Consider the following 23,102-nt stretch of genomic DNA (forward strand, 5'->3'; position numbering starts at 1 on the left):
GTCAATTTCGTTCGCTGGATGAATTGTTTGAAGCTTCAAATAAATGCTGCCAAATGGCCTTCACGGCTTCTCGCTCTTCAACAAACAGTGACTCAGCAACATACGCTGAGTGCCCTAGCAAATTCAAACGATGGATTTCATTGCGCATGGCACAATAAGATTGCTTCAGCATAGCCGCTTGTTGTTGATCAAGAATGCTATATTCAGCCATGCTATCAAACAAACGCACATTATCAGACCAGCGGGTTAGCGCTAGTTCACTATTGGCATGGTTCAATACTAGATATTGAGCAAGAAATTCAATATCAGTAATTCCCCCTTTATCTTGCTTCAAACCAAACATACCTGCTTTTTTACTGCCTAGATGCTCACGCATTTTATGCCGCATCTCAACAACCTCAACTTTCAGCTTTTCCGGATCTCTCGGTAGCATCAATATCTGTTGACGTATTTGGGAGAAAGCCTGATGCAACGGTTGATCGCCATAGATCATACGTGCCCTAACTAAGGCTTGATGCTCCCAAGTCCACGCTTCTTGTTGCTGATAGTCTGCAAATGCTTCGACTGTACTGACTAATAAGCCAGAAGCACCAGATGGACGAAGACGAACATCAACCTCATATAACACCCCTGATGCCGTCCGCGTTGAGAACAGGTGAACGATGCGCTGGGCAAGACGTAAATAGAACTGGCGCCCATCAATTTCTTTTCGACCATTGGTATTAATATTATCGGGGCAGTCATGAAGAAAAACTAAGTCTAAATCGGAACCATAACCCAGCTCCCAGCCCCCTACCTTGCCATAGCCAAGCACGCCAAAGCCTTTGCTTCCTCGTTCGAGTAAATGCGCTGGCTCGCCAAACTTCTCGACCATTTGTAGCCACGCCTGATTGACCACCGCCGCCACAATCGCTTCCGAGAGGTAGGTAAGGTGATCACTCACCGCCATTAGTGGCAGAGCTCCCGCAATATCTGCCGCTGCTATACGCAATAGCTGCGTTTGCTTAAACTGGCGAATTGCTTCCATTTGCTGTTCCATATCTTCTTCTGGAATACGCGCGAGAAATTCTCGTAGTTCATCACCATAACTTTGCAGTGGGGTCGGGTTATAAAGGTGTTGAGGATCAAGTAACTCATCAAGCAAAATGGGATACTGTGCAAGCTGTGCTGCAACCATTGGGCTTGCCGCACACAGGCGGATCAGCTGCTCTAGGGCGGCAGGGTGTTCGCTTAATAGCTCAAGGTAGGTCGTACGCGTTGCGATTTTAACAATGAGCTTACTGACTCGTTCAAGTACTAGGGCTGCGTCTTCACGGGGAACAATCAACGCGAGCACTTCCGGCATCAACTTCGCTAAGACTTCACGTCCCCGAGGGCCAAGCGTCCGTTTTAATAATTCAGCCTTCATGTTGCCAAGTAATTCAACTTGCCGCTCGGCATCTTCAGCCGCTAATTCTTGTAACACAGCCAGCACGACATCTGGGTCTTTTACCATCGCCCAAATTTCATGATACTGAGGAGCAACCTCGCTCGATTGCTCATCTTCCTCAACCCCAATAATGTCATCAAACACAGCATGAATGGCTGCCATTTGTTGAGTGGTGGCAGCCAGTAAGTCAGCCCAGCTTCCATAACCCATTGCCGACGCTAAGCGACATTGATCTAATGGCTTATCAGGCAATGTTTGGGTTTGCTTATCATCAATAGCCTGAAGTAAATTCTCCAGCCGACGCAAGAAGCAGTAGCCTTGCTCTAATGCATCAACTTGATTACCAGGAAGTAGGCTTTGCTCTCTAATGGCCTCTAGGGTCTCTAAAAGCCCTCGCCCTCTTAGATTCGGGGTACGCCCACCACGGATCAGCTGGAAAGATTGGGCAATAAACTCAACCTCGCGGATCCCGCCAGGGCCTAACTTGATGTTATTCGTCAACCCTCGACGTCGAACCTCACTGCTGATCATCGACTTCATTCGTCGCAATGCCTGAACTGCACTGAAATCAATATAACGACGAAAAACAAACGGTCGCAGCATTTGGCGAAGCTCTTGGTACTGGGTGAAACTTTCGCGTCCCATAACCCGCGCTTTAATCATCGCGTAGCGTTCCCAGTCTCGCCCTTGCTCTTGATAATAATCCTCCAACGCCGCATAGCTCATGACTAATGGGCCACTATCACCAAATGGTCGCAGCCGCATATCTACCCGGTAGCAAAAGCCATCAAAGGTCGGCTGATCCAGCGCTTTAATCAAGCGCTGCCCTAGCCGTGTGAAAAACTGAGCATTAGCCAAACTACGTCGACCGCCTTGCGTTTCGCCATTCTCGGGGTAGGTGAAGATAAGATCGATATCAGAAGAAAAGTTCAGCTCGCCACCACCCAGTTTTCCCATGCCAAGGATCAGCATAGGTTGTGGCACACCCTCTGCATTGGTTGGCGTCCCCCACTCTTTACAGCTTTGGGCATACAACCAGTTATAGGTTTCCATAATCATGGCTTCAGCCAGCATTGAAAGGTGTTCAAGGCTTTCAGCTAGCGGAAACTGTGCAGAAAAATCACGCCAAGCGATCCATACCATTTCCCGGTGACGAAACCGCCGTAAGATCCGCATCAAGCTGTTCTCATCGGTCGCCGCCGATAATAATTCGGCTAATGATTCACGATAAGCTTCGCAACGAGACCCATCACTCAAATGCTCAGCCAGCCAAGGAAGTAAAGATGCATCACGCACAATCGCGGTGGTGATAAAGTCGCTGTGGCCTAATGCTTGTTTGAGTGCTTCCTGCTGATGACTTGGCCAGTCAGCACATGCCTCTGGGTGGGCGTGAACCACTTTTTCAAATGCTTTATCAGCGGCAGATTGAAGGATGTCGAGTTGAGTCATAGTGCTTCCTTTTGCGATTTCCTACCAGGCTTTAGCCTGCCTATGAGTTCTGTCCAAGATAGCACAACGCCCGCGAATTGCGGGCGATGTCGATGGCTTTTTCTTGTTTGAAATTAGACAGTAAAAGCTTTGATTTTATCTTCCAGTTCAGTCGCATGCCCTTGCATAATATCTGACGTTTCAGATAGCTCGGTCACCACAACGACTGAAGCTTCAACCAACTCACGTACATTCGTGAGATTTTGATTCATTTCATCGGCTACCGCACTTTGCTGCTCTGCCGCCGACGCGATTTGGAAGTTCATATCATTGATCAACTTAACTTGATCAACAATCTTATCCAGCTCTCCGCCAGCGCTGGTCACCAACTCAACCCCTTCAGCCGCTTCAACGACACTTTGCTCCATCAAGCCGACAGCTTGATTGGCACTATTTTGTAGCTGAGAGATCATTTCTTGGATCTCAACCGTTGCCGTTTGCGTACGTTGGGCTAAATTTCGAACTTCATCGGCCACCACCGCAAAGCCACGACCTGCATCACCCGCTCGTGCAGCTTCTATCGCGGCATTCAATGCCAATAAGTTAGTTTGCTCAGAAATACTTTGAATAGTGACAATTACACTACCGATTTGCTCAACACGCTCTTCAACCTGATTAACGGCATTGGCTGACTGGCTGATATCTTGTGATAGCTGATTAATTGTACCTATCGTTTGTGAAACGAATTGTTGCCCCTGAAGAGCCTGTTCAGACGTCCCCTCTGTCGCGCTTGAGGCTTCGCGAGCATGGCCTGCTACCGACTGAACCGTCGAGCTCATTTCGCTCATCGCCGAGGCAAGTTGATCAATTTCATTAAACTCTTCTTGGGCCGACTCTTTGGTTTCCACCATACTAATTGACATCACTTCAGCTAAACCAGAAAGTTCACCCGAGGCATCACGCTGATTACAGATAACATCACGTAGCTGAAGACGGGTTTTCTCTAACTCTCGCGCTAAATCACCATACTCATCGCGACAATTCATTTCTATCGGCTGAGACAAGTCCCGTGCAGCGAGGCGTTGAATATTGTCAGCTAAATAACGCGTCTGGCGTAACATTACACTGGAGCCACCAAGTAAAATAACCACAAAGGCAACAATCATAAGCACGGTTTGCCAAGCAACCTGCATTAAATAGTTTTGATAATACACCTCGGCTTCAGCAGCTGATTGAGAAGCCACGACGACCCAATTCCACTCAGCAAGCGTAACGGCGTATTCAAAACGGCTTTGACTATCGATAATGAGGCTATCGCTGCCAGAAAATTGCTGTAGGACTCGACCAAGTTCACCTTGTCCGTCAACACTGCCTGTTAGCATATTCAATGAAGAGGCTGCTGGGTGACCAAAGACCTTACCGCTGCCACGTTCAACCAAATAAATATACGACCCTTGATTCATCGTCGCTGCCTGCGCGGTGATCACCGCTTCAGCATCCGCCACAGATTCACGGCTCGACATCAACTCAGTCAACATAGCGGCATTTGATTGCGCTTGCTCTTGTGCTCTATCTTTCTGAATATCGACAACAGACAGGTAAAAAGTATTCGCATCCCATAATTGTTTACCAATTAGCAAGGCTGTACTGAACACCATCAATAATACCAATTTTGGTATCAGGCGAATGTTTGTTAGTCCTTGCTCCCATGGTTTAAAAACCATTTTGGTCATGTAGAATCTCCATATATTCTATGATGGCCGATTACCATCAACTTAAAGCAGATGAGATGGCAGTGGCAAAAGAGGGGGTCAGCACGCTATGTTTGACTCACTTACTTGAAACACGATTTATTTTGCACCCCGAAACAACCTAATCCATTGTATATATCGGCAGGGAATTTCAAAGATTTAATGATGAAAAAGATCGACGTCGTCAAACATGAACTTAACCCAATGAGCTTAATGGCACTTGTTTTGTCGTTTCTATCACTAACAATTGTCACTTGTATGATTTTCATACCTAAAAGCAATAACGCTTATACCCTACTACTGGGTATTGATACCTTTATCTGCCTGATCTTTTGGTGCCAATTACTGACCGATTTTTTCCGAAGCAAAGAAAAAACACTCTACCTAAAACAACATTGGCCTGACTTTCTCGCCAGCCTCCCTGTCATTGAACAATTACGCTTTGCTCGCTTAATTCAGGTATTTCGAGTTGTTCGATTGATCCGCTCTAGCCACCACATCATTGATCAACTCCATCGCAACCGACGCGAGGCAACTATCGCCTCCATTTTTTTACTATTAACCGTATTAGTCTCTGTCGGCTCTGCCATGATGTTAATCATTGAAGGCAATGTACCAGAATCGAATATCAAAGATCCTGTGGATGCGCTGTGGTGGGTCTTTGTCACGATTTCGACCGTCGGCTATGGCGATCACTATCCAGTAACCCTGCTGGGGAAAGCGTTAGCTGCGGTGATCATCATTTGCGGTGTCGGTCTTTTTGGTATGGTGGCAGGCCTAGTCAGCAATATCATCTCCGACCCTGGGCATGAGAAAGAAAAAGCTGACGAGCAACGCAAAGAAGAGTGGAAAATAATGCTTAACAATCAGCAGCGCTTGCTAGATCGGCTCGATAGCCTAGAAAGGCAACTGGCAAGACAGCAGAAAAAAAGGGAGCCTTAGGAGGAAATGCGTCGTTGGCTGCTCACAAACAGAAAATACCAAAATGCCCAGTCTGAACTGGGCATTTGATGCACATCATATTAATGATTATGGCCAATAGGGAAGAAGTTCAATCCCCATTTGTCGCGTTTGATCCATAGCATGAATCAACGACTCTTCTTTACGAGATAACCACTTTTCTAACTGATGGCGATCTTCTTCATCTTCTTGCTGCTCAACCAATACATGAAGAGGCTCAAGCTGACGTAGATCTTCAATACCTCGTAATAAATCAAGCCATGGCATTCTGAATGTTTGGCGTTTTTCAACATCATACAGCGCTGCAAAACTAAGCCCGCTGATCAGGTTACGAATAAGCCGAGGCTGCTGATCAAGGTAATCAATACGATTTAATTGACGTTCGGCAGGAAAGACATCCACCAATTCTTGCCAAGAACGAGAGAGCGTGCCATCAGAAAAGTCTTTAATGCCACCAGCAAGACGGCTGCGGGACTTATCATCAAGGAATGGCTGCCAACCTCGGCTTAAAATCCAGCGACTCAGATCAAGCAATAAATTGCAGTACCGGGCTGATTCTAGTAATGCCAAAATTTCTTTTGTATCTGGCATTTCCGATTGACGAGCTTTAAGTTGTTTAACCAACGTCTTACGCGCATTCAATTTTTTCAGCAAATGACCTTTTTCAGCCAATAGTGCTTCAATACTTGCAGCCTCGTCCAACCATTCCAACTCACCCTCTAGCCACTGCAACTCTTGACGCAGTAACGCACTGGCACGGCGTGGGATCATACCGCCGAAAATAACGAGCGTCTGACGAAGTAAGCTCAATGCTTGATAGATTTGCTCTAAAGCGGCAGGGTCTTGGCATTCGGTAAAGATTTGTTCGTGATAATGCCAATGGCCGAGTGCGTGCTCTAGGGTGTGGACAAATACCGCTTCGACACTCTCAGCCTCCGTAACGGGCACAAAGGCTAAAGGCTTAACTGCATCGCCTTGGTAATCTGCCGCAAGACGATAGCCACGGGCTGCCTTACTTAAATTGCCAAGCCGCATACCGCCATCAGCACAAAGCTCACGGGCAAGGGTAAACAATGCGTCAGTTTGGCCAGATTTAAGCTCTAACTCCACTTCACAGATAGGGGTGGTTTTACCGTTAGCGCTAACCTCTCCTTGGTCAAAAGCCAGCTCGATTTGGCTACCATCAGGCATCGCGATTAGCCACTGCTGGCGTTCAAAGTCCGTAGAGAATAATGGGGATAATTGTTGCTGCGCCATTTCGGCATCAAAGCCTTCCGGCCAAGCATCGACAGGGTGCAGAGCTAAGTTAGGCTCTGTACTGGTGGTCTCTGCATTATATTCAGGTCGTTGGTGCAATCCGGCAACCACGCGCCCAGCAGTTTTCAGTGTTTGAACAAACACATCATCAAAACGACGTATCCGCAGGCCGATATCGTGCTGGCGAAGAATTTGGTCTGGGGTATCGAAGTAGACATTGCCTAGCTCACGACGACTTTGCTGCAGAACTTTCGCATTTGCAATTTTGTGTAGCAACTGACTCGAAAATTCTGGTGAGACGAAAAACTTCAGTTCTATCTCGGTTTCCATAGTTATACCTATAAACAGTGGCAAACCAAGGATATTGGCAATTGCCTCTAGGGGCAAGCACGAAATATCAACAAAACCTTGATCGAAAATAGTTCCCCTATACTTACTTATGCGTTAACATTCGCGCCTTAATGACCATCGCTCAAGAATTAGCCACTTAAGGCACTTTCTAGGTTATTCGGCTATGCCAGTAAATACTATTATGGGGCTCTTTGCTAAGTCCCCGATCAAACCGCTGCAACGTCATGTTACTCGCGTAAATGAGTGTTGCGAACTGCTTGTTCCTTTCTTCGAAGCCTGTAAGGCGGGTGATTGGGATAAAGCATCCACCTTACGTGAGCAAATCTCGCAGCTTGAAAAAGATGCGGATGTGCTTAAGCGTGAGATCCGTCTAAAACTTCCTCGTGGTCTATTCATGCCTGTCGATCGTACAGACATGCTTAGTCTACTAACTCAACAGGATAAACTTGCCAACCTGTCTAAAGATATCGCTGGTCGAGTCTTTGGGCGCCAATTGCAAATTCCTTCCGAAATGTACCCTGACTTTGTTGCTTATGTTCAACGTTGTCTCGATGCTGCCAATCAGGCGAATCGAGTGATCAATGAGCTTGATGAGCTACTTGAGACAGGTTTCAAAGGCCGGGAAGTGACACTTGTTGCTGAGATGATCAACCAACTGGATGTTATCGAAGATGATACAGACAGTATGCAGATCCAACTTCGTCAACAATTAATGACTATCGAAGACCAATACAGTCCGGTAGACGTCATGTTCCTGTACAAGATTCTCGAGTGGGTTGGCGAAATTGCTGACCAAGCGCAGCGCGTTGGCTCGCGACTTGAAATTATGTTATCGCGCTCTTAAGCGAACTATGTAACAAAACAAGGTTTTACAATGGAAATCCTGGCTAACTACGGCACCACGCTTATTTTGGTGGCGGCACTTTTTGGTTTTTTAATGGCTATTGGTATTGGTGCAAATGATGTTGCCAATGCTATGGGTACCTCTGTTGGCTCAAAAGCGCTAACAGTAAAACAAGCTATCATCATTGCGATGATTTTCGAGTTTGCAGGTGCTTATTTAGCTGGTGGTGAAGTAACTGATACTATCCGTCAGGGTGTTATCGATACTTCTCACTATGCCGCCAACCCAGAAGTTCTGGTGTACGGTATGATGTCAGCTCTGCTGGCTGCTGGTACTTGGTTATTGGTCGCCTCTTTCATGGGCTGGCCAGTTTCAACAACCCACTCTATTATCGGTGCGATCATCGGTTTCGCTTGTATTTCTGTCGGCCCTGAAGCGGTTGATTGGAACTCAGTGAAAGGTATTGTGGGCAGTTGGTTAATTACCCCATTCATCTCTGGCTTATTTGCTTATGCTATCTTTATCAGTGCTCAACGACTTATCTTTGATACTGATAATCCACTGGTAAATGCCAAACGTTTCGTTCCTGTTTATATGTTTATCACGGCGATGGTCATTGCTTTAGTAACAATAACAAAGGGTTTGAAACACGTTGGTCTGCACCTATCAGGTGGTCAAGCATGGGCAGCCTCTATTGCTGTGTCGACTATCGTAATGCTGTTTGGTTACATTTATATTAATCGTAAATATAACGATGATGGTACGTCAGTAAACAGCAATGGGTACGCGGGTGTTGAACGAGTATTTAGCCTACTAATGGTTGTAACAGCATGTGCCATGGCATTTGCACACGGTTCTAACGATGTAGCTAACGCAATTGGTCCACTGTCTGCTGTTGTTTCAACAGTACAGAACATGGGTGAGATTGCAGCGAAAACCAGCCTCGCATGGTGGATTTTGCCGCTGGGTGGTATCGGTATCGTTGTTGGTCTAGCGACTATGGGCCACAAGGTAATGGCAACGGTTGGTACAGGTATTACTGAGCTAACACCGAGCCGTGGCTTTGCAGCTCAGCTAGCAACAGCATCAACAGTTGTACTTGCTTCTGGTACAGGTCTTCCTATTTCAACCACGCAGACTCTGGTCGGTGGTGTCATTGGTGTTGCCTTTGCCCGTGGTATTGCAGCACTGAACCTTGGTGTAGTACGTAATATCGTTGCATCATGGGTTGTAACCCTGCCAGCAGGCGCACTACTTGCAGTCATTTTCTTCCATGTGATGCAAGCCGTGTTTGGTTAAACCTGACTCAGGTTCAAAAGAGGGAGGCATTGCCTCCCTCTTTTCTTGCACCATAGACACAAACTTTTTACTATCTGTGTTCTCATAGAAATATAGGCTCCCCCAAGGAATCAAATTGTGAAACACCTAATCAGCTTACTTATACTCGCCTTCGCGGTAGTCACATTGCCGGCGAAAGCAGAACAAACTCGGTATATCTCCGATAACTTGTTCACATACATGCATAACGGCCCAAGCACCCAATTCCGTATTATTGGCAGCGTTAATGCCGGCACAAAAGTTGCCTTACTAAATACAAACCGCGAAAGTGGATTTAGTCAGATAAAAGATAATCGTGGCCGTACCGGCTGGGTAAATAGCGATTTCATCTCAACTCAGGTTGGCTTGAAGGAACGTTTGCCAGCGTTAGAAAAAGAGCTGACGGAAGTCAAAGCTTCGCTAGCTGATGCGCTGCAATCGGGTGACAAGAAAACAGCGAGCTTACAAAGCTCACTACAAGTTCGCACTGAGCAAATTACTGAGTTAGAAACACAGAACAGCCAGTTGAACGAACAGCTAATGTCATCCCAAGCTGAAATCCGTGAATTGCGTGCACAAATCGATACGCAAAAAGATGACCTACTCATGAAGTGGTTCACATACGGCGGCATGGTTGCAGGCGTTGGCTTGCTATTAGGTCTGATCTTGCCACACTTGATCCCTCGTCGCCGCAAACGTAATAACGGCTGGGCTTAATCCCTTCCTTGTAACGGTGCCTAACGAATAATAAAAAAGCAGCCAATGGCTGCTTTTTTTATCTTGCCCGTTTGATTTTACCACTCTGATAACGCTGGCATCGCAATCAAATAAGATTCAAAGTCTAACACCACCTGGCGAGGCTCTATACGCCTTAGCCTGACACCGGGTGCTATTTCGTCGCCTTCATACGCTTCACTTCCATTCACCTTCACCCAGCGACTATCCGCTGATGAAGAGTAGATATGAGCCTGAAAATCTAAGCTCGGAAGACGATCCTGCACAGAAGCAGGCAGCTCACCAAAGTCCATGGCTTCAATCTGGCTCGATACTGGCTGTTCAGTTTCGTCTTGCAAGCGCTGTGGTAACAGCTCTCCCCCACCAGTCGCTTCGATTGCTGAGCGAAATTGACGGGCTATCTGCGGAGAAAGCTCGGAGTAATCAAGTGTATTTAAGTCCCAGCTATCACTTTGACGGTTATTGTTCTGTGGAGGCGATTGCCGTGTCTCGTTGCTTACGCGGGTTGTTTCATTCGCTGTACGCCTGAGTGATTGTTGAAAACGTGGCATCGGCTCGGTATAAAGCACAGGGTAATCCAGTCGCCGGATCCCGTCAGGGTAGTATGCCAGCGTCTTATCGTCCTCCCCCACAATGGCACTGACACTAGTACTGGCACGGTTAATTGTATTCACACTATCGGTCTGCCCCTGACTCGATACTTGGTCAGGTGCTGAGGTAACTGGAGCAGCACTCATCACTGTGGTTGGAGTCGTTTGACGACCTTCGGCAAAATTTTCGGCAAACCAGTGGTTATAAGACAGCAGGCCAATAACGGGGGCTGCAAATAACATCAGTGGTATACCCCATGATTTAGCGACAGGCTTACTTTCTCGCTGGGAATAACCAAAATTAGCCACCTTGCTCACCGCTTGCTGAGGCTCTGATTGCGCAAGAGCCGATAACAACTTCGACATTAACTTTTCTCCGGTTGTAGCGTTGGTCCCGGAAGGTTTAGCGCCGAGTCAATCACCATCAAGGTTCGAGGGCCTGCAATACCATCAATGGTCAAGTCTTGCGCTCGCTGGAAGCGCCTTAACTTATCCAGTAGCTCTTGCTCAAAAGTATCGTCAGCCCCTGCAGGTAGTCCAAGTAGAGCGCTCAACTGATTATCAAGCCAGCGTACCCGTGGACCATACTGACCGTAACGAATTGCTGTTTTATCACCTAATGGCGGTCGCCACAGTAAGGTGTATTCCCCGAGCCAGCGTTGCTGTAACCACTGTCGGCTAACGGCAATTCGCTCCCCCGCGAGTAATAGCTGTACCTCTTGACGCCCTATGGCATAAACAACAGCGTAATAGTCATTACCTTGTGGCTCAGTCAGGGTAATAACGGCAGGTCGATTGATCAGCCCAAGCTGTTCAAAGCTGCCTTTTCCGTCAAAACAACTTAATTGAATTAATGCCCCGCTTTCGCAATTAGCCTGATTTAACTGTGTGTCATAGCCCCACAGTTGATAAAGCGCTTGCATCGCACGACGTTCAGAAGATGCTAGTTGCATACGTTCTTGCCAATTATGTTCGGCTTGCTGTGGATCGGCCCTCTCCGCCATCATAGCGGGTTTTACTGTTTCAGTGTTATCACTTGCCATGTTGATAACATTGCTTGCCGTGACGAGCGACACAGGCTGCTCACTGGGCGAAATCGACGGCGCCGAGGGTAACATTTCGAGCCAATATCCAGCGCCAACGGCAACCAGTACACCAGCCGCTAACGCACTTAATGGTCCGAGCTTTTTCTCAGTTGGCGTTGCAGTCGCTTTGGGCTGCCCTGTTGGTAGTTGCCAGTCCATCACCTCTTGGCATGCTTGACCAACTAACTCTTTATTGAGCTGATGGACAGAGTGCTGATACCCCAATTGCATTGACTTATCACACACAAGGTTAATTAACCTTGGGATCCCCCCGGTCGCTTTCGCGATCTGTTGGGTCTGGGCTGGTGCGAATACCTGATGTAAACAATCTACAGCCCGCAAGCGATAGTTAATGTATTCATTCACTTCATCAACGGTTAATGGCAGCAAGTGATATCGCGAGGTGATCCTTTGGGCGAGCTGACGTAAACGCTCTTGCTGTAGCAATTGCTGCAACTCTGGCTGACCAACTAACACGACTTTAAGCAATTTCACGCTTTCGGTTTCTAAATTGGTTAGCAGCCTCAATTGCTCCATCACATCTGGCATAAGATGCTGCGCTTCATCAATCAATAGCAGCGTTTGCTTACCCTGGCTATGATTTGCTAGCAAGTGTTGATAAATAACGTTGGTCAGTACTTTAAGGCTGGCATCTTGCGGGTATTCAATCGCAAACTCATCACAAATACTCGCCAGTAACTCATGAGTCGAGAGAGATGGGTTTAGAATAACGGCAACTTGTGTTTCCTGTGGCAATCGTGCGATCAGCGCTCGTAATACGGTAGTTTTTCCGGTGCCGACTTCTCCTGTCAATAACCCAAAGCCGCCGCCACCACTTAAACTTGCCAGCATATGGGTTAATGCTTCACGGTGACGCTCGCTGAGGTAAAGGAAGCGCGCACTAGGCACGATTGAAAAAGGGGGTTCCGTGATCCCAAAAAAGTCCTTATACATGCCAATCTGTCTCACAATACGCCAAAAGAAAGGGATAAGAGTAAAGTACCTTCGTCACAAGTAAATGTATAGAAAAAGCCCCTAGACAGACTCAACAACAACGATTTACTCGCTACTTGTTAGTTATCGTTACTCAATTTGATATAATTCTTGCACAAAAGTAAGAAAACAATGGGAAAAGGTGAAGAGATTGCAAACATATTTAGTCGGCGGGGCCGTCCGTGATGCTCTACTTGGACTTGCAGTCAAAGATAAAGACTGGGTTGTCGTCGGGGCAACACCACAAGAAATGCTCACCAAAGGGTATACTCAGGTGGGCAGTGATTTTCCTGTCTTTCTTCACCCAAAAAGCAAACAAGAGCATGCACTTGCTCGAACTGAACGTAAATCAGGGAAAGGGTATACAGGATTTATTTGTCACTCGGCACCAGATGTTACCCTTGAGCAGGATCTATTACGTCGAGACCTCACCGTAAATGCTATCGCGCAAGATAGTGATGGCACGTACATCGACCCCTATCAGGGATTGAGTGATTTAGAAAACAGGATCCTACGCCATGTGTCTCCAGCCTTTGTAGAAGATCCATTGCGGGTGCTTCGAGTTGCCCGTTTTGCCGCACGTTTTGCCCATCTCGGGTTTACTATCGCCCCGGAAACCATCGCATTAATGCAAGACATGGTTGTTGCTGGTGAACTTGCTGCCCTAACGCCAGAACGCGTATGGATGGAATGGGAAAAGTCTTTACACACACAGAACCCCGAAATTTTCCTCAAAATACTGCGCCAATGCGGGGCATTAGCGGTGATCATGCCTGAAATTCACGACCTGTTTGGCGTGCCACAACCCGCCAAATGGCATCCCGAGATCGATTGCGGCATTCACACCCTATTAGTTGCCGAACAAGCGGCAAAACTCAGTGATGATTTATCGATTCGATTTGCCGCTCAAGTCCACGATTTAGGCAAAGCTCTCACTCCTCCCGAGGAATGGCCGAGCCATAAAATGCACTGTCAAACAGGGCTTGCCGCCATCAAAGGGCTTTGCCAGCGACTGCGTATTCCTAATGACTATCGAGATACCGCTCTCATGGTGTGTGCGCACCATACCAAGCTCCACTTTGCAGCCGAGCTTCGCCCTGCGACCTTTATTGATATATTCGATCAAATTGATGCCTGGCGAAAGCCTGAACGAGTGAAACAATTGGCATGGTGTTGCCGAGCCGATGTCAGAGGTCGAACGGGGTTTGAGAACGACCCCTATCCACAAGCCGATATTTTCCTTGGTGCTTTCAGCGCCGCAGAATCCGTTGCCGTGAAACCGATTGTCGAGGCGGGCTATAAAGGGAAAGACATCAAAGAGCAGTTAACGGCTCAGCGTATCACTGCGGTAAACACTGCATTAAAGACGCTACGCTAAACAAGTAGCCTGAATAAAAAATCCCGACACAATGTCGGGATTTTTATATCAATATGTCACTTAACTTGCGAATTTACTGACTCAGTAAAAAGGCAATCAGGCCAGCACCAAGTAACAAGCGGTAAATCACAAATGGCAACATGCCTAAACGTGTCACTAGCTTTAAGAATACATGGATACAGGCATAAGCACTGACAAACGATACAGCCACACCAATCGCTAATGCATCCAATTGAATGGGTGCGCCGCTAGTCACCATTTTTAAACTTAAGTAACCACCAGCCAGCAGAATAATAGGAATTGACATCAAAAATGAAAAACGAGCTGCCGCTTCGCGGGTGAAGCCAAGATACAGTGCCGCTGTCATGGTTGCACCAGAGCGAGACGTACCAGGGATCATAGCAGCCGCTTGCGCTAAACCAATAAACAATGAACGCTTCCAATCAGCCTGATATTCATCATCTTTTTTCGCTGAGCGTACATCGACCCACCACAATAACAAACCAAAGAAGATGGTCGTTGCAGCAATGACCCATGCCGAGCGTAAGTAGATCTCGATGATGTCTTTCATAAACAGACCGAAGATGCAGGCAGGGATCGTCGCTAACGCTATCATCCATGCTAACTTTGACTCAGCAGAATGCTGCTTCTTGAAAATCGAAGCAATCCAAGCCGATAACAAGCTAACAACTTCTTTTCGAAAATAGGCAATAACGGCAATCAACGTACCGACATGTACCGCAACATCGAATGCCAAGCCCTGATCATCCCAACCTAAAATGGCTGAAGGTAGGATCAAATGGGCAGAACTTGAAATCGGTAAAAATTCCGTTAACCCTTGAATAAGGGCCAACACAAAGGCTTCAAAATAACTCATAGTATCCCTAACAAACAAATTGCTCTACAGGCCAAAGGGCCTGTGAACGATCAAATGACTGCCATAACTCTGTCACAGTACGACCATCGCCAGGGATAGCTTGATCTGGACACAGTTCCATTAATGGCAGTAATACAAATGCAAATTTATAAATATCAATACGCGGAAGTACTGGATGAATATTCTGAACCTGCTCACCATACAACAAGATATCAAGGTCGAGTGTTCGACTCTGATTTTTCTGAGCTTGTGGTGAGCGGCCGTAGTTCAATTCCAGCTGCTTTAGCGTCTTTTGTAGAGTATCGAGCGTTAATGACGTTTTAAAGGCAACCACACAATTATAGAAATTCGGCCCTTCAAATCCAACAGGCTCTGCTTCATAAAGGGTTGAAGACTGGAACGACGTGCCCAACAGAGCGAGCTCATTCATCGCCGCCTGAATATGGTAATCACGCTCAATATTTGACCCTACGCTGATATAAACCGTTGTCACTTGCTGCCTCGAACTATCACTACCCCCACACCACGAGCATTAGCTACCGCTCCAGGCTTGGTGACTTTTACTTTGATCCATGGCACAGAGAAGCGCTCCATGATCAAGCTAGCAATCTCTTCAGCCACACGTTCAACCAAAAGAAAGCGGCCATTTTGAATATGGCTCGTGACGGCATCGCTCACCGATGCATAATCAAGTGCAAAAGCAACGTCATCGCTATCGGCCGCAGGGCGATTATCGTGTGCCATTTCCAAATCAAGCACTAATTTCTGCTTGATCTCCTGCTCCCAGTCATATACCCCGATGGTGGCAATAACTTCAAGATGTTCGATAAATACTGAATCCATGTTCAATCGCTAATATTGTTAGAGGTCGGATACCTAATTTGAGCAAAAGCGCGTATTATCAGGTCGTAATCGTCGATATACTATGACGTTGATTTCCAAGCTCATCATGTTGCCTATGAGCTAAGGGCTAGCACTATACCATATGCCGGCCAAAGCGGAATCTCAGCCAACGGATTTTATCGACAAATATCGTCGTTCGCAGCGGGAACTTTGCATGACACCACTGGTACTTTTGATCATTATTGGCGCTTATCTCTTGGGTTCAATTTCGAGCGCAGTACTGATTTGTCGTCTCTATGGTTTACCCGACCCACGGGATGCCGGCTCAGGAAACCCTGGCGCAACTAATGTGTTGCGAGTCGGGGGACGAAGTGCCGCCGGTGCCGTACTGCTGTGCGATATTCTGAAAGGCATGCTACCTGTTTGGCTAAGTTATTTAATGGGGGTTAACCCTTTCATGCTCGGCTTCATCGGCATTGCAGCCTGTCTTGGGCATATCTATCCAATCTTTTTTCACTTCAGAGGCGGCAAAGGTGTTGCAACCGCACTGGGAGCATTAGCGCCAATTGGGTGGGATCTCAGTGGTATGTTGATCGGCACTTGGTTATTTGCCGTGCTGATTGGCGGCTACTCATCATTAGCGTCACTCATTACCGCCTTAGCCGCACCACTCTTTACTTGGTGGGTAAAGCCCGAGTTTACGATGCCAGTATCCATGCTTTCTTGCCTCATCGTGTTACGGCATCATGATAATGTCAGGCGCTTACTTGAAGGCAAAGAAACCAAGATTTGGAAAAGATTTAACCGCAATACAAAATCGGCCCCACCGCAAAAGTAAGGCCGATCCAGATTAGCGATCTGAGCAAGTACGCCGTTTTATATACTACAACTTAATCTTTAATTGGCTTAAGTTGATCAATAGGCCAACGAGGATAGGCTTTTACTCTAAGATCCGCCGTTTCCTGATTTTTCAAACGCTGCATCCCCGCATAAGCAATCATGGCACCATTATCCGTACAGAACTCGGTACGAGGATAAAATACTTCACCCTTCATTCCGGCCATAAGCTTGGCTAACTCTTGACGTAAGTATTTGTTTGCACTTACACCACCAGCAATAACCAAGCGCTTATAACCTGTTTGCTTTAGCGCACGTTTACACTTTATTGCCAAGGTATCCACTACCGCTTCTTGGAAAGCAAAGGCAATATCGGCACGTGTTTGATCATCGCTCTCATTGGCCCGAATCGTATTCGCAGCAAATGTTTTTAAGCCTGAAAAGCTAAAGTCTAATCCTGGGCGATCCGTCATTGGCCTAGGGAACTTAAATCGCCCCTGTGTGCCATTCTCAGCCAGTTTCGACAGTAATGGGCCTCCAGGGTAATCTAATCCCATTAGCTTCGCGGTCTTATCAAACGCTTCGCCTGCGGCATCATCAACCGATTCACCTAGGATTTGATATTCGCCAATTCCTTTCACATCAACCATCATGGTATGGCCGCCAGAAACCAACAAAGCCACAAATGGGAACGCTGGTGGGGTATCTTCAAGCATTGGCGCTAATAAGTGGCCTTCCATATGGTGAACAGCAACCGCAGGTAAGTTCCATGCATAGGCAAGGCTGCGACCAATGGTTGCACCAACCAACAACGCACCAACTAGCCCCGGACCTGCAGTATAAGCGATACCATCGAGGTCTTCATGAGTTAGGCCGGCCTCAGCCAGTGCCGCTTTTATCAACGGAATGGTCTTTTTGACATGATCGCGTGATGCCAATTCAGGTACCACACCGCCATAATCGGCATGTAATTTCACCTGACTGTAAAGCTCATGTGCCAATAGGCCTTTTTCATCATCGAAAATGGCCACACCTGTTTCATCACAGGAGGTTTCGATGCCCAGTATACGCATAACAACCTCTATACTTATGGTAATTGAGGGCAATGTTACCGCCCTTGACAGAAATTAACCAGTTCAGGGTTGCAGAATGCTTTACAAATGCCCCCTAATCAGATTAGAATTTCGCACCATTTTTAATCAGCTGACACTCTTCGACTGTCAGCGTTAAACCGAATCACTCTGAGGTGAGTATTACATGCCAGTAATCAAAGTACGTGAAAACGAACCGTTTGACGTAGCACTACGTCGTTTCAAGCGCTCTTGCGAAAAAGCAGGTATCCTTTCTGAAGTACGTCGTCGCGAGCACTTCGAAAAGCCAACTACTGTACGTAAGCGTGCGAAAGCAGCGGCAGTTAAGCGTCACCTGAAGAAATTGGCTCGCGAAAACGCGCGTCGCGTTCGTCTGTACTAATCTGACGATTAACAGAAGGAACGTGCTATGACTCTGATTGAACGTCTTAAAGACGAACAAAAAGCGGCGATGAAGGCTAAGAACAAGCCTCGCCTAGGTGCTATCCGTTTAGTGATGGCTGCAATTAAACAACGTGAAGTCGACGAAAAGATCACTCTTTCTGAAGACGACGTGTTGGCAGTACTGACCAAAATGGTTAAGCAACGTCGTGACTCTGTCGCTCAATATGAAGCGGCAAACCGTCAAGACCTTGTTGATGTTGAACTTGCTGAAATTAGCGTACTGGAAGAGTTTATGCCTCAACCGTTGAGCGACGACGAAGTTGCTGCTCTACTGGATGAAGCCATTGCAACAACCGGTGCTGCCAGCATGCAAGACATGGGCAAGCTAATGGGTGTGCTGAAACCGCAAATTCAGGGTCGTGCCGATATGGGTAAAGTTAGCCAATTAGTGAAAGCTAAACTGGGCTAAAACTAACTCAATTCTGCAACAAGCCGTGCTATCCATCAGGAATGCGCGGCTTGTTTGTATTTTGCTGTCAGACTTTTTACACTGACGTCAAACCAAATGGTTATTTCTCTGATAGCCTTTTGATTTGATAACCACCGCTGTCGACTTCTCAGGTAATGCTGCTTTATGGCTGGAAAAATCCCTCGCACATTTATCGATGATCTCATCTCGCGACATGACATCGTCGACGTCGTCGACGCACGGGTAAAGCTAAAAAAGCAGGGCAAAAACTTTGGTGCTTGCTGCCCATTTCATAACGAAAAAACCCCTTCTTTTTCTGTTAGCCAAGAAAAACAGTTTTATCACTGTTTTGGCTGTGGCGCGCACGGTAACGTGCTGGACTTTGTCATGGAGTTCGACCGCCTAGAATTTGTTGAGGCCATCGATGAACTCGCTTCCCAGCTGGGTTTAGAAGTGCCACGCGAACAAGGGAGTGGCGGCGGCCAACCTGTTGCCCGTACCAAAGAAAAGCTTGGCCTGTACGAAATGATGGGGCAAATATCCCAGCACTATCAATCTCAGCTTCGCACTCAAGACGGCAAAGTCGCCATCGATTACCTAAAAGACCGAGGTTTATCGGGTGATGTCGTCAAAAAATTTGGTATCGGTTTTGTACCAGACCAATGGGATCAGGTACGTAACCGCTTCGGCCGTGATTTAGAAGCTCAAAAGGCACTCGTCACCGCTGGAATGCTGATTGAAAATGACAACGGTAGACGTTATGACCGCTTCCGTGGTCGAGTCATGTTCCCCATTCATGACCGTAGAGGTCGTGTCATTGGCTTTGGTGGCCGTGTTTTAGGCGATGGTACCCCAAAGTACCTCAACTCACCGGAAACACCGATATTCCATAAAGGGCGAGAGCTTTACGGGCTTTATGAAGTACTGCAAGCCCATCGCGAGCCAGAGAAGCTATTGGTCGTTGAAGGCTATATGGATGTTGTCGCATTAGCCCAGTTCGGTGTTGATTACGCTGTTGCCTCTTTGGGTACCGCGACAACGGGTGATCACATCCAAATGATGTTCCGTCAGACGGGCATGGTGGTATGTTGCTACGATGGCGACCGAGCAGGTCGTGATGCAGCATGGCGAGCCATGGAGCAAGCCCTGCCCTACCTAAACGATGGCCGTCAGCTAAAATTCATGTTTTTGCCTGACGGTGAAGACCCAGATACCTACATTCGTCAATACGGGCAAGAAGGCTTTGAAAAACAAGTCACAGAAGCCATGAACTTGTCAGATTTCATGTTCAGCACCCTATTGCAACAAGTTGACACGACCAGCAACGAAGGTAAAGCAAAGCTCAGTACTTTGGCTGTCCCATTAATCGATAAAGTCCCCGGTGGCACTTTACGTCTATATTTACGTGAGATGCTTGGCAAAAAGTTGGGGTTACCTGACGAGGCTCAGTTACAACAACTACTCTCAAAGCAAGGTAAAGAAACCCAAAAAAGGGCAGGACAACCAGAAATCAAGCGCACACCCATGCGTGAAGTGATTGCGCTGCTGGTTCAAAACCCCCATTTTGTTAACAGCCTCGAGTTTGATATGGCTGCATTTGAAGGAATAGACGTTGCTGGGCTAAGTTTATTGTTATCAATAGTTGAAAAGTGTCGAACTAACCCCAATATAAAAACTGGTCAGCTACTAGAGGGCTGGCGAGGAAGTAAAAGCGAAGGCATGATGGCCCGTTTGGCCGCCTGGGAGCTTCCCCTCGTCAAAGACGAGGACAATACTCTGGATGTATTTCTCGACGCAATGGACAAAGTAATTGACCAATGCGTCAAACAACAAATAGAAAAGTTGCAGGCTAAATCGAGAACCGTCGGCTTATCAGTCGAAGAGAAGCGGGAATTGCAGTTGCTCATACTCAACCGTCCCGGCTAGTAAGTAGTCATCAATTAAGAAATTTGTTATAATTATTGGTTTGCATATCTGCATACTACATTCTCAATCAGACCCTAAGTTGGATATCGTCTATGGAGCAAAATCCGCAGTCACAGCTAAAGTTACTTGTTGCTAAAGGCAAGGAACAAGGCTATCTGACCTACGCCGAAGTAAATGACCACCTACCGGAAGACATTGTTGACTCCGATCAGGTGGAAGACATCATTCAGATGATTAATGACATGGGTATCAAGGTGGTTGAAACTGCCCCTGATGCCGATGAACTGATGATGACAGAAGACAATGCGGACGAAGACGCGATTGAAGCTGCGGCACAAGCCCTTTCAAGTGTTGAAAGTGAAATTGGCCGTACAACCGACCCAGTTCGTATGTATATGCGTGAAATGGGTACTGTTGAGCTGCTTACCCGTGAAGGCGAAATTGATATCGCAAAACGCATTGAAGATGGTATTAACCAAGTTCAGTGTTCAGTTGCCGAATATCCAACAGCTATTGCCTACCTTCTCGAGCAGTTTGACAAGGTTGAAGCCGATGAGCTTCGCCTAACAGACATTATTTCTGGTTTTGTTGATCCTAATGAAGAAGCGACAACAGCACCAACGGCAACGCACATTGGCTCTGAGCTAAGCGAAGCCGATCTTGAAGATGAAGATAAAGATCTTGAAGATGACGATGACGATGAGGAAGAAGAAGACACTGGTATTGATCCAGAGCTAGCTCGCGAGAAGTTCAACGAATTACGTGAATCTTACGAGAAAATGGCACTGGCGATCAATACTCACGGTCGTAGAGATCCTAAAACCGAAGTCGCCGTTGAAGAGCTTTCAGATATCTTCAAGCAGTTCCGTCTGATCCCTAAGCAGTTCGATAAGCTGGTTAGCTCACTACGTCAATCAATGGATAAAGTACGCACTAACGAGCGCCTTATCATGCGTATGTGTGTTGATAACTCTAAAATGCCAAAGAAAACCTTTGTCGGCCACTTTGCAGGTAATGAGTCATCAAGCGACTGGATCGACGAAGCACTGAACTCTGGTAAACCATATGCAGAGCGCATGAAGAACTACGAAGAAGATCTTCGTCGTGCCTCGCTGAAGCTACGTATACTGGAACAAGAAAGCGGTCTATCAATCGAACGCATTAAAGATATCAGCCGTCGTATGTCTATCGGTGAAGCGAAAGCTCGCCGTGCTAAGAAAGAAATGGTTGAAGCTAACCTGCGTTTGGTTATCTCGATTGCGAAAAAGTACACCAACCGTGGTCTACAGTTCTTGGATCTGATCCAGGAAGGTAACATCGGTCTAATGAAAGCGGTAGATAAGTTTGAATACCGCCGTGGTTACAAGTTCTCGACATACGCAACGTGGTGGATCCGTCAGGCAATCACTCGTTCAATTGCGGATCAGGCGCGTACAATTCGTATCCCTGTTCACATGATTGAAACTATCAACAAGCTAAATCGTATCTCACGTCAGATGCTTCAGGAAATGGGCCGTGAACCATTACCAGAAGAATTGGCTGAACGTATGATGATGCCTGAAGATAAGATCCGTAAAGTACTGAAGATTGCTAAAGAGCCAATCTCAATGGAAACCCCTATCGGTGATGATGAAGATTCGCACCTAGGTGACTTTATTGAAGATACGACACTTCAGCTACCAATGGATGCTGCTACTGCGACCAACCTGCGCATGGCAACTAACGATGTACTTGCAGGCCTTACGCCACGTGAAGCGAAAGTACTGCGTATGCGTTTCGGTATTGATATGAACACTGACCACACCCTAGAGGAAGTAGGTAAGCAGTTCGACGTTACTCGTGAGCGTATCCGTCAGATCGAAGCAAAAGCCCTACGCAAGCTACGTCACCCAAGCCGTTCAGACGTACTACGCAGCTTCCTAGACGAATAATCGCCTAGCGAAAAGCACGACAAAAACGGGTCATTCCATGACCCGTTTTTTTATACCAGCCATTCAATTGGTAGCAGCCTCTCAATTTGCACTTATCTATGTATTAAAATGGGTTAACTGCCTAAAAAGCAAACAAAACAACCACTTTCTTCGCTAGACAAGTCGGAAACCATCCCATATAATTTCCCACACACTGGCCCCTTAGCTCAGTGGTTAGAGCAGGCGACTCATAATCGCTTGGTCCGCAGTTCAAGTCTGCGAGGGGCCACCAAATATAGAAAGGCCGAAGCGGTTAATTACCACTTCGGCCTTTTGCATTTCTGGGGGCTGTGTAGCAAATTCACATTTTCCCTTACTGAGATGCCTTCCGAAAGCCTTACCACAATCTCGATAATTATCCGTTCAACTTCTTCTGTATCTAGCATGGCTTTTAGCTGAGGCTGGTAGATTGCCTTTGTTAACCATGTAATGCCCCCCTCAATTCGCTCAATGAATTATATGAACATTTACTGTTTAATCGTTGATATTAGCCAGAGGTAACAGCATATTCAGACGCGCTAGAGCCGAACAGGAAAGTATATCCAGCAGAAATAACACGCGAGCAACTCATATCACAGAGTGATAAA

At 46.8% G+C, this 23,102-nt stretch carries 19 protein-coding genes and 1 tRNA gene; 11 read left to right on the plus strand and 9 right to left on the minus strand.

Going from position 1 to position 23,102, the window contains the following annotated elements; all coding sequences use genetic code 11:
* Window position 1 precedes the first annotated feature (1 nt).
* Together glnE and L4D09_RS10030 are read right to left on the minus strand one after the other, a co-directional pair.
* Window positions 2-2,878 (minus strand): bifunctional [glutamate--ammonia ligase]-adenylyl-L-tyrosine phosphorylase/[glutamate--ammonia-ligase] adenylyltransferase, encoded by a 2,877-nt coding sequence (glnE, locus tag L4D09_RS10025; protein WP_428457366.1) that lies wholly within the window; start codon window positions 2,876-2,878, stop codon window positions 2-4.
* 113 nt (window positions 2,879-2,991) lie between these two features.
* Window positions 2,992-4,590 (minus strand): methyl-accepting chemotaxis protein, encoded by a 1,599-nt coding sequence (locus L4D09_RS10030; RefSeq protein ID WP_428457367.1) that lies wholly within the window; start codon window positions 4,588-4,590, stop codon window positions 2,992-2,994.
* 183 nt (window positions 4,591-4,773) lie between these two features.
* Here L4D09_RS10030 and L4D09_RS10035 point away from each other — a divergent pair, with 183 nt between their 5' ends.
* Window positions 4,774-5,550 (plus strand): potassium channel family protein, encoded by a 777-nt coding sequence (locus tag L4D09_RS10035; protein ID WP_428457368.1) that lies wholly within the window; start codon window positions 4,774-4,776, stop codon window positions 5,548-5,550.
* 87 nt (window positions 5,551-5,637) lie between these two features.
* Here L4D09_RS10035 and L4D09_RS10040 read toward each other — a convergent pair whose 3' ends face one another.
* Window positions 5,638-7,155, minus strand: a complete 1,518-nt coding sequence (locus L4D09_RS10040) for a CYTH and CHAD domain-containing protein (RefSeq protein WP_428457369.1) — start codon at window positions 7,153-7,155, stop codon at window positions 5,638-5,640.
* A 184-nt stretch (window positions 7,156-7,339) separates the two neighbouring features.
* Here L4D09_RS10040 and L4D09_RS10045 point away from each other — a divergent pair, with 184 nt between their 5' ends.
* From L4D09_RS10045 to L4D09_RS10055, 3 genes are all read left to right on the plus strand, one after another.
* Window positions 7,340-8,020, plus strand: a complete 681-nt coding sequence (locus L4D09_RS10045) for a TIGR00153 family protein (protein WP_428457370.1) — start codon at window positions 7,340-7,342, stop codon at window positions 8,018-8,020.
* 30 nt (window positions 8,021-8,050) lie between these two features.
* Window positions 8,051-9,319 (plus strand): inorganic phosphate transporter, encoded by a 1,269-nt coding sequence (locus tag L4D09_RS10050; protein WP_428457371.1) that lies wholly within the window; start codon window positions 8,051-8,053, stop codon window positions 9,317-9,319.
* Window positions 9,320-9,436: 117 nt separating this feature from the next.
* Window positions 9,437-10,054, plus strand: coding sequence for a TIGR04211 family SH3 domain-containing protein (locus tag L4D09_RS10055; RefSeq protein WP_428457372.1), 618 nt, complete (start codon window positions 9,437-9,439; stop codon window positions 10,052-10,054).
* Between the two features lie 77 nt (window positions 10,055-10,131).
* Here L4D09_RS10055 and L4D09_RS10060 read toward each other — a convergent pair whose 3' ends face one another.
* The gene (locus L4D09_RS10060; protein WP_428457373.1) at window positions 10,132-11,028 is read right to left on the minus strand and encodes a general secretion pathway protein GspB; all 897 of its coding nucleotides are present in this window, start codon (window positions 11,026-11,028) and stop codon (window positions 10,132-10,134) included.
* A complete protein-coding gene (locus L4D09_RS10065; protein ID WP_428457374.1) occupies window positions 11,028-12,701 on the minus strand; it encodes an ExeA family protein in 1,674 nt (557 codons plus the stop codon). Before L4D09_RS10065 ends, L4D09_RS10060 begins: the two co-directional genes overlap by 1 nt.
* A gap of 190 nt (window positions 12,702-12,891) precedes the next feature.
* Here L4D09_RS10065 and L4D09_RS10070 point away from each other — a divergent pair, with 190 nt between their 5' ends.
* Entirely contained in the window at window positions 12,892-14,118 is a 1,227-nt protein-coding gene (locus tag L4D09_RS10070) for a multifunctional CCA addition/repair protein (RefSeq protein WP_428457375.1), read from the plus strand.
* A 73-nt stretch (window positions 14,119-14,191) separates the two neighbouring features.
* Here the strand turns inward: L4D09_RS10070 and L4D09_RS10075 are convergent, their stop codons facing one another.
* From L4D09_RS10075 to folB, 3 genes are read right to left on the minus strand one after another with little or no spacing between them, the layout of a single operon-like run.
* Window positions 14,192-14,995 (minus strand): undecaprenyl-diphosphate phosphatase, encoded by an 804-nt coding sequence (locus tag L4D09_RS10075; RefSeq protein WP_428457376.1) that lies wholly within the window; start codon window positions 14,993-14,995, stop codon window positions 14,192-14,194.
* A 7-nt stretch (window positions 14,996-15,002) separates the two neighbouring features.
* The gene (gene folK / locus L4D09_RS10080) at window positions 15,003-15,488 is read right to left on the minus strand and encodes a 2-amino-4-hydroxy-6-hydroxymethyldihydropteridine diphosphokinase (protein WP_428457377.1); all 486 of its coding nucleotides are present in this window, start codon (window positions 15,486-15,488) and stop codon (window positions 15,003-15,005) included.
* Window positions 15,485-15,838 carry a dihydroneopterin aldolase gene (gene folB, locus L4D09_RS10085; RefSeq protein ID WP_428457378.1) on the minus strand — a complete coding sequence of 118 codons (354 nt, stop codon included), beginning with the start codon at window positions 15,836-15,838 and terminating at the stop codon, window positions 15,485-15,487. Before folB ends, folK begins: the two co-directional genes overlap by 4 nt.
* Window positions 15,839-16,052: 214 nt before the next feature.
* Between folB and plsY the strand changes: the two genes are divergently transcribed.
* Window positions 16,053-16,676 (plus strand): glycerol-3-phosphate 1-O-acyltransferase PlsY, encoded by a 624-nt coding sequence (gene plsY / locus L4D09_RS10090; protein WP_428457379.1) that lies wholly within the window; start codon window positions 16,053-16,055, stop codon window positions 16,674-16,676.
* Window positions 16,677-16,728: 52 nt separating this feature from the next.
* On the opposite strand, the gene tsaD is transcribed toward plsY, so the two are convergent.
* Window positions 16,729-17,748 (minus strand): tRNA (adenosine(37)-N6)-threonylcarbamoyltransferase complex transferase subunit TsaD, encoded by a 1,020-nt coding sequence (tsaD, locus tag L4D09_RS10095; protein WP_428457380.1) that lies wholly within the window; start codon window positions 17,746-17,748, stop codon window positions 16,729-16,731.
* Window positions 17,749-17,932: 184 nt separating this feature from the next.
* Between tsaD and rpsU the strand changes: the two genes are divergently transcribed.
* The 5 genes from rpsU (at window position 17,933) to L4D09_RS10120 (ending at window position 22,747) form a co-directional block, all read left to right on the plus strand.
* Window positions 17,933-18,148, plus strand: a complete 216-nt coding sequence (rpsU, locus tag L4D09_RS10100; RefSeq protein WP_005301411.1) for a 30S ribosomal protein S21 — start codon at window positions 17,933-17,935, stop codon at window positions 18,146-18,148.
* 27 nt (window positions 18,149-18,175) lie between these two features.
* Window positions 18,176-18,619 (plus strand): GatB/YqeY domain-containing protein, encoded by a 444-nt coding sequence (locus tag L4D09_RS10105; RefSeq protein WP_428457381.1) that lies wholly within the window; start codon window positions 18,176-18,178, stop codon window positions 18,617-18,619.
* A 165-nt stretch (window positions 18,620-18,784) separates the two neighbouring features.
* A complete protein-coding gene (gene dnaG, locus L4D09_RS10110; RefSeq protein ID WP_428457382.1) occupies window positions 18,785-20,545 on the plus strand; it encodes a DNA primase in 1,761 nt (586 codons plus the stop codon).
* Between the two features lie 92 nt (window positions 20,546-20,637).
* Window positions 20,638-22,476 (plus strand): RNA polymerase sigma factor RpoD, encoded by a 1,839-nt coding sequence (gene rpoD / locus L4D09_RS10115; RefSeq protein WP_428457383.1) that lies wholly within the window; start codon window positions 20,638-20,640, stop codon window positions 22,474-22,476.
* A gap of 195 nt (window positions 22,477-22,671) precedes the next feature.
* Window positions 22,672-22,747 (plus strand) — tRNA-Ile (locus L4D09_RS10120).
* The last annotated feature ends 355 nt before the right edge of the window (window positions 22,748-23,102 follow it).

This window comes from Photobacterium makurazakiensis (genome assembly GCF_050336715.1).
GTDB classification, from domain to species: Bacteria; Pseudomonadota; Gammaproteobacteria; order Enterobacterales; family Vibrionaceae; genus Photobacterium; species Photobacterium makurazakiensis.

What these genes read in the sequence shown, in the direction of transcription:
- L4D09_RS10035 (WP_428457368.1), top strand. Translation starts at nt 4,774, where the DNA reads ATGAAAAAGATCGACGTCGTCAAACATGAACTTAACCCAATGAGCTTA.
- L4D09_RS10075 (WP_428457376.1), bottom strand. Translation starts at nt 14,995, where the DNA reads ATGAGTTATTTTGAAGCCTTTGTGTTGGCCCTTATTCAAGGGTTAACG.
- L4D09_RS10040 (WP_428457369.1), bottom strand. Translation starts at nt 7,155, where the DNA reads ATGGAAACCGAGATAGAACTGAAGTTTTTCGTCTCACCAGAATTTTCG.
- folB (WP_428457378.1), bottom strand. Translation starts at nt 15,838, where the DNA reads ATGGATTCAGTATTTATCGAACATCTTGAAGTTATTGCCACCATCGGG.
- L4D09_RS10045 (WP_428457370.1), top strand. Translation starts at nt 7,340, where the DNA reads ATGCCAGTAAATACTATTATGGGGCTCTTTGCTAAGTCCCCGATCAAA.
- L4D09_RS10050 (WP_428457371.1), top strand. Translation starts at nt 8,051, where the DNA reads ATGGAAATCCTGGCTAACTACGGCACCACGCTTATTTTGGTGGCGGCA.
- rpoD (WP_428457383.1), top strand. Translation starts at nt 20,638, where the DNA reads ATGGAGCAAAATCCGCAGTCACAGCTAAAGTTACTTGTTGCTAAAGGC.
- dnaG (WP_428457382.1), top strand. Translation starts at nt 18,785, where the DNA reads ATGGCTGGAAAAATCCCTCGCACATTTATCGATGATCTCATCTCGCGA.
- plsY (WP_428457379.1), top strand. Translation starts at nt 16,053, where the DNA reads ATGACACCACTGGTACTTTTGATCATTATTGGCGCTTATCTCTTGGGT.
- glnE (WP_428457366.1), bottom strand. Translation starts at nt 2,878, where the DNA reads ATGACTCAACTCGACATCCTTCAATCTGCCGCTGATAAAGCATTTGAA.
- tsaD (WP_428457380.1), bottom strand. Translation starts at nt 17,748, where the DNA reads ATGCGTATACTGGGCATCGAAACCTCCTGTGATGAAACAGGTGTGGCC.
- rpsU (WP_005301411.1), top strand. Translation starts at nt 17,933, where the DNA reads ATGCCAGTAATCAAAGTACGTGAAAACGAACCGTTTGACGTAGCACTA.
- L4D09_RS10030 (WP_428457367.1), bottom strand. Translation starts at nt 4,590, where the DNA reads ATGACCAAAATGGTTTTTAAACCATGGGAGCAAGGACTAACAAACATT.
- L4D09_RS10065 (WP_428457374.1), bottom strand. Translation starts at nt 12,701, where the DNA reads ATGTATAAGGACTTTTTTGGGATCACGGAACCCCCTTTTTCAATCGTG.
- L4D09_RS10060 (WP_428457373.1), bottom strand. Translation starts at nt 11,028, where the DNA reads ATGTCGAAGTTGTTATCGGCTCTTGCGCAATCAGAGCCTCAGCAAGCG.
- L4D09_RS10105 (WP_428457381.1), top strand. Translation starts at nt 18,176, where the DNA reads ATGACTCTGATTGAACGTCTTAAAGACGAACAAAAAGCGGCGATGAAG.